The following is a 13,118-nucleotide window of genomic DNA, read 5'->3' on the forward strand; positions in this document are numbered from 1 at the left end:
CATGGACATGAAAGCAAGCGGCCACCACAAGGTGGCCATCATCGGCTCCGGCAATATCGGCACCGACCTGATGATCAAGGTAATGCGCCACGGCCGGAGCCTGGAGATGGGCGCCATGGTGGGCATCGATGCCGCGTCGGACGGGCTGGCCCGCGCCGCGCGCCTGGGCGTGCCGACCACGGCCGAGGGCATCGACGGGCTGGTCGGCATGCCGGGCTTCGGCGATATCCGCATCGCCTTCGATGCCACCTCGGCCGGTGCTCATGCGCATCACAACCGCGTGCTGCAGCAGCACGGCGTGCGCGTGATCGACCTGACGCCGGCGTCGATCGGCCCGTACGTGGTGCCCGTGGTCAACCTGGACCAGCACCTGGATGCCCCCAACATCAATATGGTCACCTGCGGCGGCCAGGCCACCATCCCCATGGTGGCGGCGGTGTCGCGCGTGGCCAGAGTGCACTACGCCGAGATCGTGGCGTCGATCTCGAGCAGGTCGGCCGGGCCGGGCACGCGCGCCAATATCGACGAGTTCACCGAGACCACCAGCCAGGCGCTGTGCTCGGTGGGCGGCGCCGCGCGCGGCAAGGCCATCATCGTGCTCAACCCGGCGGAACCGCCGCTGATGATGCGCGACACGGTCTTCACCTTGTCGGAGGACGGCGATGAAGCGGAAATTGCGGCGAGCGTCGAAGCGATGGCGCAGGCAGTGCAGGGCTACGTACCGGGTTACCGGCTCAAGCAGCGCGTGCAGTTCGAGCGTATCGCCGCGTCGGCGCCATTGAATATCCCCGGCCTGGGACCGATGAGCGGGCTCAAGACCTCGATCTTCCTGGAAGTGGAGGGCGCCGCCCATTACCTGCCGGCCTATGCCGGCAACCTCGACATCATGACCAGCGCCGCACTGGCCTGCGCCGAGCGCCTGGCCGAGACCCGGCTGTCCGCATGAGCCGCAGGGAGACAAAGATGACCGCACAACCCACCAAGAAGCTCTACATCTCGGACGTGACGCTGCGCGACGGCAGCCACGCCATCCGCCACCAGTACAGCCTGGAGCACGTGCGCCGCATCGCGGCCGCGCTCGACGCCGCGCGCGTGGATTCGATCGAGGTCGCGCACGGCGACGGGCTGTCGGGCTCCAGCTTCAACTACGGCTTTGGCGCCCATACCGACCTGGAATGGATCGCCGCCGTGGCCGAGACCGTGCGCCATGCCCGCGTGGCCACGCTGCTGCTGCCGGGCGTGGGCACCGTGCACGACCTGCGCGCCGCCTATGATGCCGGCGCGCGCGTGGTGCGCGTGGCCACGCACTGCACCGAAGCCGATGTCTCGCGCCAGCACATCGAATATGCGCGCGAACTCGGCATGGACACCGTCGGCTTCCTGATGATGAGCCACATGACCACGCCCGCGGCGCTGGCGCAGCAGGCGAAGCTGATGGAAAGCTACGGCGCCCAGTGCGTGTATGTGGTCGATTCCGGCGGCGCGCTGGGCATGCAGGACGTGCGCGAGCGCTTCCGCGCCTTCAAGGATGTGCTCAGGCCGGAAACCCAGACCGGCATGCACGCCCATCACAACCTGAGCCTGGGCGTGGCCAATTCCATCGTCGCGGTGGAAGAGGGCTGCGACCGCGTCGACGCCAGCCTGGCCGGCATGGGTGCCGGCGCCGGCAACGCCCCGCTGGAAGTCTTTATCGCCGCCGCCGAACGCCTGGGCTGGCAGCACGGCTGCGACCTCTACACGCTGATGGATGCCGCCGACGACATCGTGCGCCCGCTGCAGGACCGCCCGGTGCGCGTCGACCGCGAGACCCTGGCGCTGGGCTACGCCGGGGTCTATTCAAGCTTCCTGCGCCATGCCGAGGCCGCCGCGGCGCGCTACGGCCTGGGCACGGTCGACATCCTGGTCGAGCTGGGCCGGCGGCGCATGGTGGGCGGGCAGGAAGACATGATCGTGGATGTGGCGCTGGATTTGCTGGCGCGGCGCAGTGCTCAGGCGGGGCAGGCAGTGCCGTCGGCGGCGGTGGCCTGACCGTCGGCAGGCGCGGTCAGGGCGACGCCGGCGCGGCGCGCGCCGCAACGATCGCCAGCATCGGGCCGCTCACGCTCAATGGCCAGGGCCGGCTGCGCGGCAACCTGCGCGTCAGTCGGTCCCCGCCGTGGTCGCGTCGCCGCTTGCCATGCGGTGGAAGACAATATCGTCGACCAGCGGTTCCAGCGGTGCCGCAATGCGGTCGATGGTGCCTTCCCGGTTGTAGAGGAAGGTGAGGGCCAGGTTGTCAGGATGGATTTCGGCGGGTTTTTCGGCGGTGGTGAACACATCGTAATGACGATGGGCGAGCTGGCCGGACATGCCGCGCCAGCGCCAGGAGAGTGCATCGCCATCGGTATCGATGGTGATCTGCCCGTAGGCGGGATGGGAGTAATCGCCGGCGTAGTCGTGCAGCGGATGGCTGGGAGCGGTGCCGGTGTGTTGCCGCGCCTGTCGTGCCGACTTGTCGACCCGCAGCTGCGCAAGCATTTCCTGGCGCCGGGCGCGCATGCGGCCGAGCCAGTCGATGGGCGCATGGCCGCGCAACTGGTCCAGGGCCGCATAGGTCAGCAGCGCGGTCACCGCGCTGGGTGCCCGGTTGGTCAGCACCGCAATGCCGATACGCCTGGATGGCATCAGCGTCATCAGCGCCGCCCAGCCCAGCCAGCTGCCGCTGTGCGAGACCGTGCGCTCGCCGCGGTATTGCTCGACCGTGAGGCCAAGGCCGTAATGCTGATCGCCGACCTCCGGGAACTCCGACATGCCGATATGCACGCCTGGCGTCATCATGTCGCGCACGATCGCCGGCGATAGCAGGGCACGCCCGCCAACCTTGCCTTCATCCAGCAGGCAGCGCATCCATTTCGCCAGGTCCTCCACCGAGGTGGCGAGGCCACCGGCCGGCTTCACAATGGAGGACCAGTTCGCACGCAAGCACTCGCTTGCAACCATCGTATGCGGGTGCGCGTGGTCGGGAGCGGCGGCCAGGGCCTCGGCGCAGAAACCGAAGCGTGAGAAACCCAGCGGCCGCAGCAGGCGCTCCTCGGTGAAGTCCTCCCAGCGCTGGCCGCTGAGGCGCTCGGCCACATGGCCGGCGATCACGTAGCCAAGGTTCTGGTACTGCCAGCGTTCGCGCAGGTCACGGCTGGGCGCCAGGTGGCGCAGCCGTGCCAGCAGTTCGCCGGTGTCGAGGTCGCCCGGGGTATGGAGCCAGTCGTGGCGCGGCATGCCGCTGTGGTGGCAGAGCAGGTCGCGCACCGTGATGCGCTCGGTGGTGACGGCATCGTGCAGCCGGAATCCCGGGATCAGGTCGCGTACGGGCGTGGCCCAGTCCAGCCTGCGCTCGTCCACCAGCAGGCCCAGGCCGGCCGCGGTGAAGGACTTGGTGATCGAGCACAGCATGAACTGCGTGGCCGTTGTCACCGGTGCTGATCCGGCGCTGTCGCGGACGCCGTAGCCCAGCATCAGGACGGGCTCGCCGTCGCGGATCACGGCCAGCGCAAGCCCGGGGATCTTCCAGTCCGCCATCGACTCTTCGACCAGTGCATCGAATCCGTTCAGCATGGGGCATTCCTGGGGGCATGGGCTCCGTATGCTGCCATGTCCTGGCGACGCAGTCATCGCCGGGTCGAAGTGACCGTGCCTTGCTTGCAACATCCCCAGCGTTGACAGCCATTCCTCCTGCTGGCCACGCCATGCCCCTCTCTCGTAGGGATCAGTTCGGCGCGTCGCGTCGTTAGCCAGCGCAACAGGAGCACGGACCGGGGTGCCGATACGCTGGCCACGCAGCGGCGCGCGGCGCACAGGCGGGCCGCGGCATAGCGCCACGCCGGGCCGGCCTGGCTGCAAGGTGGCCCCGGGGCGGGTAAACTGGCCGGTCCCAGCCTCCTTGCCACCGCCATGACCGCCCTGCCTATCTCCTTCGACGACGTCGCCGCCGCACACGAACGCATCCGCGCGGCGGCTCACCGCACCCCGGTGCTGACCTCCGCCACCGCGAACGTGGCCACCGGCGCGCAGCTGTTCTTCAAGGCCGAGAACTTCCAGCGCATCGGCGCCTTCAAGTTCCGCGGCGCCTACAACGCCATCGCCCAGTTCACGCCGCAGCAGAAGGCGGGCGGCGTGCTGGCGTTCTCTTCCGGCAACCATGCGCAGGCGATCGCGCTGTCGGCCCGGTTGCTGGGCGTGCAGGCGGTGATCGTGATGCCGCAGGACGCCCCCGCGATCAAGATCGAAGCCACGCGCGGCTATGGCGCCGAAGTGGTGCTGTACGACCGCTACCAGGACGATCGCGAAGCGCTGGGCCGGCGCATCGCCGCCGAGCGCGGCATGACGCTGATCCCGCCGTATGACCATCCGCACGTGATGGCGGGGCAGGGCACGGCGGCCAAGGAGCTGTTCGAGGAAACCGGGCCGCTGGACATGCTGGTGGTGTGCCTCGGCGGTGGCGGGCTGCTGTCGGGCTGCGCGGTGGCGGCCCGGGCGATGTCGCCCGGCTGTGCCGTGTACGGCGTCGAACCCGAGGCCGGCAACGATGGCCAGCGCAGCCTGCGCAGCGGCGAGATCGTCCGCATCGACACCCCGCGCACCATTGCCGACGGCGCGCAGACGCCGTTCCTGGGCAACCACACCTTTGCCGTGATCCGCGAGCTGGTGACGGACATCGTCACGGTGTCGGATGCGGAACTGGTCGACACCATGAAGTTCTTCGCCGGGCGCATGAAGATCGTGGCTGAGCCCACCGGCTGCCTGGCCGCCGCCGCGGTGCTGCACGGCAAGCTGGATGTGAAGGGCAAGCGCGTGGGGATCATCATCTCGGGCGGTAATGTCGACCTGGGCGCCTTCGGCAGCTTCCTGCTGGGCTGAGTCGGGCGGCAGGGAATCCTGGACTGGCCCTGGCCGTCTAACCTGCAATCCGCGACGACAAAGCCAGGGGCGGCCATGACGGACAATCGCCACTATGATGTGCTGGACACCGGCGCCGGCAAGCCGGTCAAGCTGTGGACGCGCGGCGTCCCGGTGGAAGGCGCTGCCCGCGAGCAACTGCTGAACACGGCGCGGATGCCGTTCATCTTCCGCCATGTTGCGGTGATGCCGGATGTACATCTGGGCAAGGGCTCGACCATCGGCTCGGTGATCCCGACCGTGGGCGCGGTGATTCCCGCCGCGGTGGGCGTGGATATCGGCTGCGGCATGATGGCCGTGAAGACCTCGCTCACCGCCGCTGACCTGCCCGACAACCTCGGGCCGCTGCGCAGCGCGATCGAGCACGCCGTTCCTCACGGTCGCACCGCGCAGGGCGGGCGGCGCGACCAGGGGGCCTGGGGCTCGGCGCCGGCGCCCGTTGACGCGGCATGGGCCGAAATGGCGCCGGGCTTTCGCCGCATCACCGACAAGTATCCGCACCTGGCGCGCACCAACCATCGCAATCACCTGGGCACGCTCGGCACCGGCAACCACTTTATCGAGGTGTGCCTGGACGAGGCCCAGGCAGTCTGGTTCATGCTGCACAGCGGCTCGCGCGGCGTCGGCAATGCCATCGGCACGACCTTCATTTCGCTGGCGCAGCAGGACATGCGCAAGCACCTCGCCAACCTGCCGGACCGCGACCTGGCCTACCTGGTCGAAGGCTCCACGCACTACGAGGACTACATCTTCGCCGTGTCATGGGCCCAGGCCTACGCGCGCCGCAACCGCGAGCTGATGATGGAGGCGGTGCTGGCCGCTGCGCAGCGCGTGCTGCGCAAGCCCTTCCAGGCGCAGCTGGAGGCGGTCAACTGCCACCACAACTACGTGCAGAAGGAGCATCACTTCGGCGCCGACGTGCTGGTAACGCGCAAGGGCGCGGTCAGTGCGCGCGTGGGCGAGCTGGGCATCATCCCGGGATCGATGGGCGCGCGCTCGTTCATCGTGCGCGGCAAGGGCAACCCGGAATCGTTCTGCTCATGCAGCCACGGCGCGGGGCGCACCATGAGCCGCAGCGAGGCCAAGCGCCGTTTCACCGTGGCCGACCAGGTGCATGCGACCGAGGGGGTCGAATGCCGCAAGGACGCCGCGGTGATCGACGAGATCCCGATGGCGTACAAGGACATCGACGCGGTGATGGCGGCGCAGGCTGACCTGGTGGAGATCGTGCACACGTTGCGGCAGGTGGTGTGCGTGAAAGGCTGAACGGCGGTTGCCCTCGCCGCCGAGCGGCCTCTGGCAGGGGCATCCGGCACTGAATCCGCCCTGCGCAGAGGCATTGCAGCCGGGGCCACTCTACTGGAAGATCAGCGTGCTCACCGGTTGTCCGTTTGCACCGAAGAAAGTGAACTTGGACGAGACAAAGCTGATGTTTCCGCTGGTGTCGATCCGGAACGTGGTTTCCTCCTCTCCGACCCGGGCATTGTTGTTATCGAACTCTGTGTTGAGGAATGTCACGAGGAGCGTGGTCCCAGAATCGGGTGCCACGGAAAAGGACTGGGTGAGCGAGCCCAGTTTCGCGGCTTGCGTGTTGTCCGAGAAAATCGTGGCGGTTGCCAGCGGGCCGGAGTCGCCAGCCTTTACAGTTGCCGGGAATGTGTAGTCGGCGAAAGCCGCATAACCATCCGCCCCCTGGTCGATAGCGACCACGGCAAAGGTTGCCGAGTTTCTGAAGATAAACCTGGTGCCCGAAAACGGCTCCGAGTTTCCGTTCGTGATGACTGTGCCTGTGACGGTTTCGGTGGTCTTCAGGACAACGGCGCTGTTCAGCGTGGCGGAATCGGCTGGCGCCGCGTTGAGCGTTCCTGAGCCTGAAACTGGCTTATTCTCGACTGAACCGGAGATGGAAAAATTCGCGGTTATGCCGTTGGCCGCCAGCGCCGCCATGGCGGTGGTGAGCGGCACTGTCAGAGTTTGCGCCGGCGGACTCGCTGCCTCGCTGCTGCCGCCGTCATCTCCGCCGCCGCCACAGCTGCCAAGTAAGAACGAGAATGCGAACAAAAATAAGAATCTCTTGGGCATCGCCGGCTCCTGACGGAAGTGCCCCGGATTCGAAATCTTTGTAAGGCGCGCCGCGGCAGGAAAGGAAGGCTCTGGCGTAAATCGCAGGCTTCTCGTTCCTGCCGATCCTCAAAATGCCAGGCTGCCGGGAAGGCTTGGCTTACGATGGCGTCGCGAAAATTCTCGCGCAACAAATATGCCATCCATGCCATCGCGTTTGATTCTTCTACGTTTTTTCAAGCGTGTATATTCGGCAAACATGCGAAACAACAAGATCGGTTCCGTTTTTGATACGCGCCGTCATCGGCGCCCCATCGCTGCAGGTGAACCTTGATGATGTCGGCGACGGTCGGATTCTGATCCGGCCTGATGGCCAGTTGGCATGCGCCCCCCCGGGGCCACCGGATTGTCGCGGCTGTCCCGCAGGCACGAACGCGCTCTCACGGGGGCTGGCTTGCGCCCGCGTGGCAACGATGTACTACGGGAAGTCGGGGGATCCGTCTGCTGTGGCCTGGCGGGTGCCCCAGCCGGGTCAGTCGACGAGCAGATTTATCTTCGTCGTGAATTTCTGCCAGCGATCGATGTCGGCGCTCACCAGCTTCTGGAATTCAGCAGGCGTGCTTGTCGTCGTGGCAAAGCCGAGCTGCGTCAGCGATGCCTTGACCTCGGGCCTGGCGATGGCCCTGGCGATTTCCGTGTTGAGCCTTTGCACGATCTCGGGCGGCGTATTTGCCGGGGCGAGGATGCCGAACCACTGGTCGACGTCATAGCCGGCCACGCCAAGCTCGCTCACGGTGGGTACGTCGGGCAGGAACGGCGAGCGTGCCTTCGACGTGACGGCCAGCGCGCGCAGCTTGTTGCTTTTCAGGTAGGGGATGGTGTTGGTCAGCGTGTTGACGCTGACATCGGCCTGGTTGCCGAGCACGTCGGCGATGGCGGGGGCGCAACCCTTGTACGGCACGTGCAGCATGTCCATCCTTGCCGAGACCTTGAGCAGTTCGCCGGCCAGATGCTGCGGGGTGCCGTTGCCGCACGACGCATAGCTGGGGGGTGATGGGCTCTTGCCCGCCGCCAGCAGGTCGCTGAAGGTGCGGAGTTTCGAGTGCGATGGCACGGCGATCACCGATGGCACCGAAGCGAAGGTGATGACGGCGCTGAAATCGGACTTGGGATTGAACTGCAGCTTCTTGAAGACGCTCGGGTTGATGGCAAAGCTGCTGTTGACGATGAGCAGCGTATAGCCGTCGGCAGGACTCTTGGCGACGAACTCGGCGCCAATATTGCCGCTGGCGCCGGGCCGGTTGTCGATCACCACCGGCTGTCCCAGCGACTTGCTGATGTCGGCCCCGATCAGGCGCGCGAGAGAATCGGTCCCCCCTCCGGCCGGGAACGTCACCACCATGCGGATCGGCTTTTGCGGGAAGGTACTGGCGATATTGGCTTCGGCGCGCCCGGGCAGGGTGCCCAGGCTGCCTGCGACAAACAGGAGCGATGCCAGACTGCTGACGACGGATAGGGGTCTCATTGATATGCCTCGTCGGTTAGGGTGAAGGAAGCGGGAAAGCAGGTCAATCGGGGTCTATACGCACCGCCTGGCAGCACTCGCCGCCGGCGCGCACCAGTGCTGCAGCCGCCTCTAGCGCTTCAGCGGAGTCCGCGTGGATACGGTAGAGCGGTTGCCCTGGCGCCATCTTTGCACCGATCGCGCACAGCATGTCGACCCCGGCACCGCCATCGCGCGGCGCGCCGGCGGCGCGCGCCACGCCGGAAATCTGCAGGCCATCGACGCCCGCCACCCGGCCCCGCGTGGTGGCGGGAACGACCAGCGTATGCGTACCCGGCGCCACTGGATCGCAGCGAACGCCCTGCGCGGCGGCGATGCGATCGAACGCGGCCCTGGCCTTGCCTTCATGCAGCAGCGCCGCCGCAATTTGCATGCCGTGTTCGGGGGAGTCCACGCGGGGATCGAATGCGATGATTTCGCCGGCAAAGCGCAGGGCCTTGTCGCGCAGGTCGGCGGGCGCATCGGGAGCGTTGTCGAGCACGAGTCGGACGTCGCGCACTTCCAGTGCGGGGCCGATGCCGCGGCCGATCGGGCCGCTGCCGTCCGTGACCAGTGCGCGTACGTGCAGGCCCAGTCCCTTGCCGACGTGTTCGAACAGCGCGCCCAGCGCCTCGGCGTCGGCGCGTGTTGCCAGCTTGGTTTGCGGCCCGTAGGGCAGGTCGACAATGACGTGGGTGGCGCCGGCGGTGTACTTTTTCGACAGGATCGACGCCACCGACCAGCGCCGCGAATCGAGCCGCAGCGGTCGCGTGATGGCGTTCATCACATCGTCGACCACGGAATGGTTCAGCCGTCCGTTCCAGGCGATGCAGGCGCGTGCCTGGGCCACGCATCGGCGCACGTCTTCATGCGCCAGGTCGACCCGTGCGATGGTCTCCATGGCATCGGCGGTGCCGGCGGCAGAGGTGATCGCGCGTGACGATGTCTTGGGCATCGCCAGCCCGTAGGCCGCGACGATCGGCACCACGATCAGCGTGATGCGGCTGCCGGGAACGCCGCCCATCGAATGCTTGTCGACGACTACCGGTTCGTCCCAGTCGATGCGGGGTGTGAAGGCGGTACGCGCGCGCGCCAGAGCCACCACTTCCTCGTCCGTGAGCGTGCGGGTTGCGGCAACCAGGAACTGGGTCAGCTCGGCCTCGGTGTAGCGCCCGGCGATGGCGTCCTGCAGCACGGCAACGTAGGCCGCTTCGTCGAGCGGCTCGCCGCGCAGCTTGGCCATAAGGTTGGTGCGGCTGGCCGGCCGTTCGGCGGCGGATGTCCTGGTGCCGGTGCGCAAGGCTTCGACAAAGCGTGCCGTGCCTGCTTCCAGCGTGCTGTGGTTCGACACCGTGATACACGGGACGTGTGGCGGCACCGGAGCTCCCGCGCGTGCCACGCGGCTGGCAACCTGGTCGCCCGATTCCCGCCCGCGTGCGGCAATGCGCCGGGCAAGCACGTCATGCGGTGCCGTTACCAGGACCACCACGAAACGGGGCAAGCGCGCCGCGAGTTCCGCGATGACGCCGCGCGAGCCATTGGCCACGACGTTGCGGCCGCGTTCGAGCTCGCACATCAGGGACTTGGGCAATCCGTAGCGCAGGTCGTGCGCGTCCCAGGTCACCAGGAACTCTCCGCTTCGCTGGCGCCGCGCGAACTCGGCCTCCGTGACACCTTCGTGCTCTTCGCCAGCAGACCCGTCGGGACGCGTGATGACGCGCCGCGCAAAAACGTAGTCGCCGTCGAGCGCGGCACGTGCACCGTCGATCAGGGAGTCCTTGCCAGCGCCACTGGGCCCCACAACAAAGAAGAATGTGCCGGTCGCCTTCATGAGTATTACCTTAGATGTCGAAGTTATGTGGCTATGCTAGCACCGGCCAGGGGGGTGTCAAGATAAGTTCGATGTCTAAGGTAATGCAAACAACGGGCCAGCGCCCGCAAATCCAGTGTGTACGCGGGATTCGCGGACTTGTAGGGGAAAACACGGGGATACGGGTGCGCAGTGACGGTGCCTCATGCATGGGTTGCGGGCATCGTGCACTGATGGAGTGAACGCTACATGGAGAGGCATGGCCGATGAAGCGGTGATGTCGGCGTGCGAGCGCCGGAGGCGCTATCATGTGCGCTGTCGCTGGCACCGGGCCGTCCGCTGCCGCATGCATACGCTCTACTTTCCCTCACGACTATGGCCACAAAGAAACCGGATGCTCCGGTCCCGATCACGCCTGCGGATGAAGCCGATGAAGAACGGCTTGCCCACCTGGTGAAGGATGCCGCCCGGGCCTACATCCGGGCGCTGCAGCTGCGGCTGGCGGAACATTCGGTTTCGTATGGCCACTGGACCATCCTGCGTATCCTGTGGCGCCATGACGGCGTGTCGCAGCGAGAGCTGAGCGAACGCGCCGGGGTGACCGAGCCGACGACGTTTGCGGCAGTCAAGGCGCTGGAGGCGCTGGGCTACGTGGAACGCACGCATCTTCCTGGCAACAGGAAGAAGGTGCATGTGTTCCTGAGCAAGACCGGACGCGGGCTGCGCCGCAAGCTTGAACCGCTGGCGACCGAGGTGAATGAACTCAGCGTGGCAGGGCTGAGCGAAGAAGACGTGCTGACCACGCGCCGCGTGCTGATCACGATTGCGAAGCGGCTGGTCGCCGACGAAGCCGCGTCGGCGGAACATGGCCGGCGGGTCCCGTCCACCCAGGAGGTAGGGCGCCTGCTCTCGGACCTGTAGACGACCCGCAACGGAAAAGACCCTCGCCGGGCGAGACCGGCAAGGGTGAATGCCTTGGGTAGAAGGCGTGAATCGGTCAGGGGGCCTGAGCCCCGCGGGTGTCAGGCTTCGTCGAGCCCGATGTCCACGGCAGGGGCCGACTGGGTGATCTTGCTCGTGGAGATGTAGTCCACGCCCGTTTCCGCCACGGCCCGGATCGTTTCCAGGCGGATGCCGCCTGACGCCTCGACTTTGGTCCGGCCGTTGACGATCTGCACGGCTTCCTTCATGTCGGGCACCGACATGTTGTCCAGCATGATCACGTCGACACCGGTTGCCAGTGCTTCGTGCACCTGTTCCAGCCGGTCGCATTCCACTTCCAGCTTGGTCAGCACGGGCAGCTTGCGGCGCACGCGTGCCACGGCGGCAGCGATGCTGCCGCACACGGCGATGTGGTTGTCCTTGATCATCACGCCGTTGTCCAGGCTCAGCCGGTGGTTCAGGCCGCCGCCGCAGGTCACCGCATGCTTTTCCAGCGCGCGCAGGCCCGGCGTGGTCTTGCGGCTGTCGATCAGGCGCGCCTTGGTATGGGCAATGGCCTGGGCATAGGTTGCCGTATGGTTGGCGATGCCGCACAGACGCTGCATGATGTTCAGCGCGGTGCGCTCGGCCGTCAGGACGCTGCGTGCATTGCCGCTCACGTTAAGCAGCACCGCGCCTTTTTCAACCTTGTCGCCGTCGGCGACGCGCACATCGACCGACAGCGTCGGATCGTAGCGCGCGAAGATGCGTGCCGCCACGTCGATGCCGGCGATAAGCATCGGCTCGCGGGCGTTCATGCAGAAGGTGCCGGTCTCTCCCGGTTCAATCATGGTCTGGACGGTCAAGTCGCAGATGCCGATGTCTTCGGTCAGCCAGAGGTCGATCAGCTTGTCGGTGGCGAAAATGTCGTACATGAAGGGCTCCTGAACGGTGGTTGCGGTACCTCATAAATCTTAGAGATCGAAGTACATGGCGCAATACTAGCCCTTTCAGGCGCCATGTCAAGTAATATTCGAGATCTAAGATAAAGCGCAAACCTACCGCGCAAACTGCCCCAGCACCGTCCCGACCGCCTCCAGCCCCGCCCCGATCATATGCTGCATGTAGGTGCCCATCTGCGGCATTACCAGCATCAGCACCAGCAGGCCGCCGGACAGCGTGACCGGGAAGCCGACCGCAAAGATCGACAGTTGCGGCGAGGCGCGGTTGAGGATGCCCATCGCCAGGTTCAGCGTCAGCAGCGCCGCGATCATCGGCAGCGCCAGCAGCAGCCCGGACGAGAACACCATGCCGCCGGCGCGGGCCACGGCCATGGCGCCGCCGGCGGACAGCGGCGTGCCGCCGATGGGCAGGCCGCTGAAGCTGTCGACCAGCGCGCCCAGCATCAGCAGGTGGCCGTCCAGCGCCAGGAACAGCAGCATCGCGATCAGGTTCAGGAAGCGCGACAGCACCATGGTCTGGCCACCGGCGGCGCGGTCGAAGAACGAGGCAAAGGACAGGCCCATCTGCAGGCCGATGATTTCGCCGGCCTGCTGCACGGTGGCAAAGACCAGCCGCATGGCGAAGCCGGTGGCCAGGCCGATGCCGACTTCGTTGAGGATGATCATCAGCCCGCCGAAGGAGTACACCGGCACCACCGGCAGCTGCGCGATGGTGGGCGACACCACCACCGCGACCATCGCGGACAGCGCGATCTTGGCGCGGCGCGGGATGGTGGACTCACCGAACAGCGGCGCGGTGCCGATCAGGGCCAGGATGCGGAAGAAAGGCCACAGGAACGCCGCGAGCCAGCTGTAGAGCTGGGCTGAGGTGAATTCGACCACGGGCGGG

The 13,118-nt window shown here is 66.6% G+C and carries 11 protein-coding genes; 5 read left to right on the forward strand and 6 right to left on the reverse strand.

From position 1 onward, the window contains the following. Position 1 precedes the first annotated feature (1 nt). Both AC3WQZ_RS23070 and dmpG read left to right on the forward strand, forming a co-directional pair. Complete coding sequence (locus AC3WQZ_RS23070; RefSeq protein ID WP_010810409.1) at positions 2 to 946, forward strand: acetaldehyde dehydrogenase (acetylating); 945 nt, start codon at positions 2 to 4, stop codon at positions 944 to 946. A 17-nt stretch (positions 947 to 963) separates the two neighbouring features. After that, entirely contained in the window at positions 964 to 2,028 is a 1,065-nt protein-coding gene (gene dmpG / locus AC3WQZ_RS23075) for a 4-hydroxy-2-oxovalerate aldolase (RefSeq protein WP_010810408.1), read from the forward strand. A gap of 111 nt (positions 2,029 to 2,139) precedes the next feature. On the opposite strand, the gene AC3WQZ_RS23080 is transcribed toward dmpG, so the two are convergent. Further along, entirely contained in the window at positions 2,140 to 3,591 is a 1,452-nt protein-coding gene (locus tag AC3WQZ_RS23080; protein ID WP_010810407.1) for a serine hydrolase, read from the reverse strand. Positions 3,592 to 3,927: 336 nt separating this feature from the next. Here AC3WQZ_RS23080 and AC3WQZ_RS23085 point away from each other — a divergent pair, with 336 nt between their 5' ends. Further along, positions 3,928 to 4,893 carry a threo-3-hydroxy-L-aspartate ammonia-lyase gene (locus tag AC3WQZ_RS23085; RefSeq protein WP_010810406.1) on the forward strand — a complete coding sequence of 322 codons (966 nt, stop codon included), beginning with the start codon at positions 3,928 to 3,930 and terminating at the stop codon, positions 4,891 to 4,893. A gap of 75 nt (positions 4,894 to 4,968) precedes the next feature. Then, complete coding sequence (locus AC3WQZ_RS23090) at positions 4,969 to 6,198, forward strand: RtcB family protein (RefSeq protein ID WP_492301340.1); 1,230 nt, start codon at positions 4,969 to 4,971, stop codon at positions 6,196 to 6,198. A 90-nt stretch (positions 6,199 to 6,288) separates the two neighbouring features. Here the strand turns inward: AC3WQZ_RS23090 and AC3WQZ_RS23095 are convergent, their stop codons facing one another. The 3 genes from AC3WQZ_RS23095 to phnN all read right to left on the reverse strand — a co-directional run bounded on the left by AC3WQZ_RS23095 (position 6,289) and on the right by phnN (position 10,367). Then, entirely contained in the window at positions 6,289 to 7,014 is a 726-nt protein-coding gene (locus AC3WQZ_RS23095) for a hypothetical protein (RefSeq protein ID WP_492301341.1), read from the reverse strand. A gap of 511 nt (positions 7,015 to 7,525) precedes the next feature. After that, positions 7,526 to 8,518 carry a tripartite tricarboxylate transporter substrate binding protein gene (locus AC3WQZ_RS23100; RefSeq protein WP_010810403.1) on the reverse strand — a complete coding sequence of 331 codons (993 nt, stop codon included), beginning with the start codon at positions 8,516 to 8,518 and terminating at the stop codon, positions 7,526 to 7,528. Between the two features lie 43 nt (positions 8,519 to 8,561). Continuing rightward, positions 8,562 to 10,367, reverse strand: coding sequence for a phosphonate metabolism protein/1,5-bisphosphokinase (PRPP-forming) PhnN (gene phnN, locus AC3WQZ_RS23105; RefSeq protein WP_010810402.1), 1,806 nt, complete (start codon positions 10,365 to 10,367; stop codon positions 8,562 to 8,564). A gap of 354 nt (positions 10,368 to 10,721) precedes the next feature. On the opposite strand from phnN, the gene AC3WQZ_RS23110 reads away from it, so the two are divergent. Beyond that, on the forward strand, positions 10,722 to 11,267 hold the full coding sequence (locus AC3WQZ_RS23110; protein ID WP_010810401.1) for a MarR family winged helix-turn-helix transcriptional regulator: 546 nt from the start codon (positions 10,722 to 10,724) through the stop codon (positions 11,265 to 11,267). Positions 11,268 to 11,368: 101 nt separating this feature from the next. Here AC3WQZ_RS23110 and nadC read toward each other — a convergent pair whose 3' ends face one another. Together nadC and fliR are read right to left on the reverse strand one after the other, a co-directional pair. Next, the gene (gene nadC, locus AC3WQZ_RS23115; RefSeq protein ID WP_010810400.1) at positions 11,369 to 12,202 is read right to left on the reverse strand and encodes a carboxylating nicotinate-nucleotide diphosphorylase; all 834 of its coding nucleotides are present in this window, start codon (positions 12,200 to 12,202) and stop codon (positions 11,369 to 11,371) included. A 123-nt stretch (positions 12,203 to 12,325) separates the two neighbouring features. Further along, positions 12,326 to 13,111, reverse strand: a complete 786-nt coding sequence (fliR, locus tag AC3WQZ_RS23120) for a flagellar biosynthetic protein FliR (RefSeq protein ID WP_011616678.1) — start codon at positions 13,109 to 13,111, stop codon at positions 12,326 to 12,328. Positions 13,112 to 13,118: the final 7 nt, after the last annotated feature.

This window comes from Cupriavidus sp. FW305-26 (genome assembly GCF_058787975.1).

What these genes read in the sequence shown, in the direction of transcription:
- AC3WQZ_RS23070 (WP_010810409.1), top strand. Translation starts at nt 2, where the DNA reads ATGGACATGAAAGCAAGCGGCCACCACAAGGTGGCCATCATCGGCTCC.
- dmpG (WP_010810408.1), top strand. Translation starts at nt 964, where the DNA reads ATGACCGCACAACCCACCAAGAAGCTCTACATCTCGGACGTGACGCTG.
- AC3WQZ_RS23080 (WP_010810407.1), bottom strand. Translation starts at nt 3,591, where the DNA reads ATGCTGAACGGATTCGATGCACTGGTCGAAGAGTCGATGGCGGACTGG.
- AC3WQZ_RS23085 (WP_010810406.1), top strand. Translation starts at nt 3,928, where the DNA reads ATGACCGCCCTGCCTATCTCCTTCGACGACGTCGCCGCCGCACACGAA.
- AC3WQZ_RS23090 (WP_492301340.1), top strand. Translation starts at nt 4,969, where the DNA reads ATGACGGACAATCGCCACTATGATGTGCTGGACACCGGCGCCGGCAAG.
- AC3WQZ_RS23095 (WP_492301341.1), bottom strand. Translation starts at nt 7,014, where the DNA reads ATGCCCAAGAGATTCTTATTTTTGTTCGCATTCTCGTTCTTACTTGGC.
- AC3WQZ_RS23100 (WP_010810403.1), bottom strand. Translation starts at nt 8,518, where the DNA reads ATGAGACCCCTATCCGTCGTCAGCAGTCTGGCATCGCTCCTGTTTGTC.
- phnN (WP_010810402.1), bottom strand. Translation starts at nt 10,367, where the DNA reads ATGAAGGCGACCGGCACATTCTTCTTTGTTGTGGGGCCCAGTGGCGCT.
- AC3WQZ_RS23110 (WP_010810401.1), top strand. Translation starts at nt 10,722, where the DNA reads ATGGCCACAAAGAAACCGGATGCTCCGGTCCCGATCACGCCTGCGGAT.
- nadC (WP_010810400.1), bottom strand. Translation starts at nt 12,202, where the DNA reads ATGTACGACATTTTCGCCACCGACAAGCTGATCGACCTCTGGCTGACC.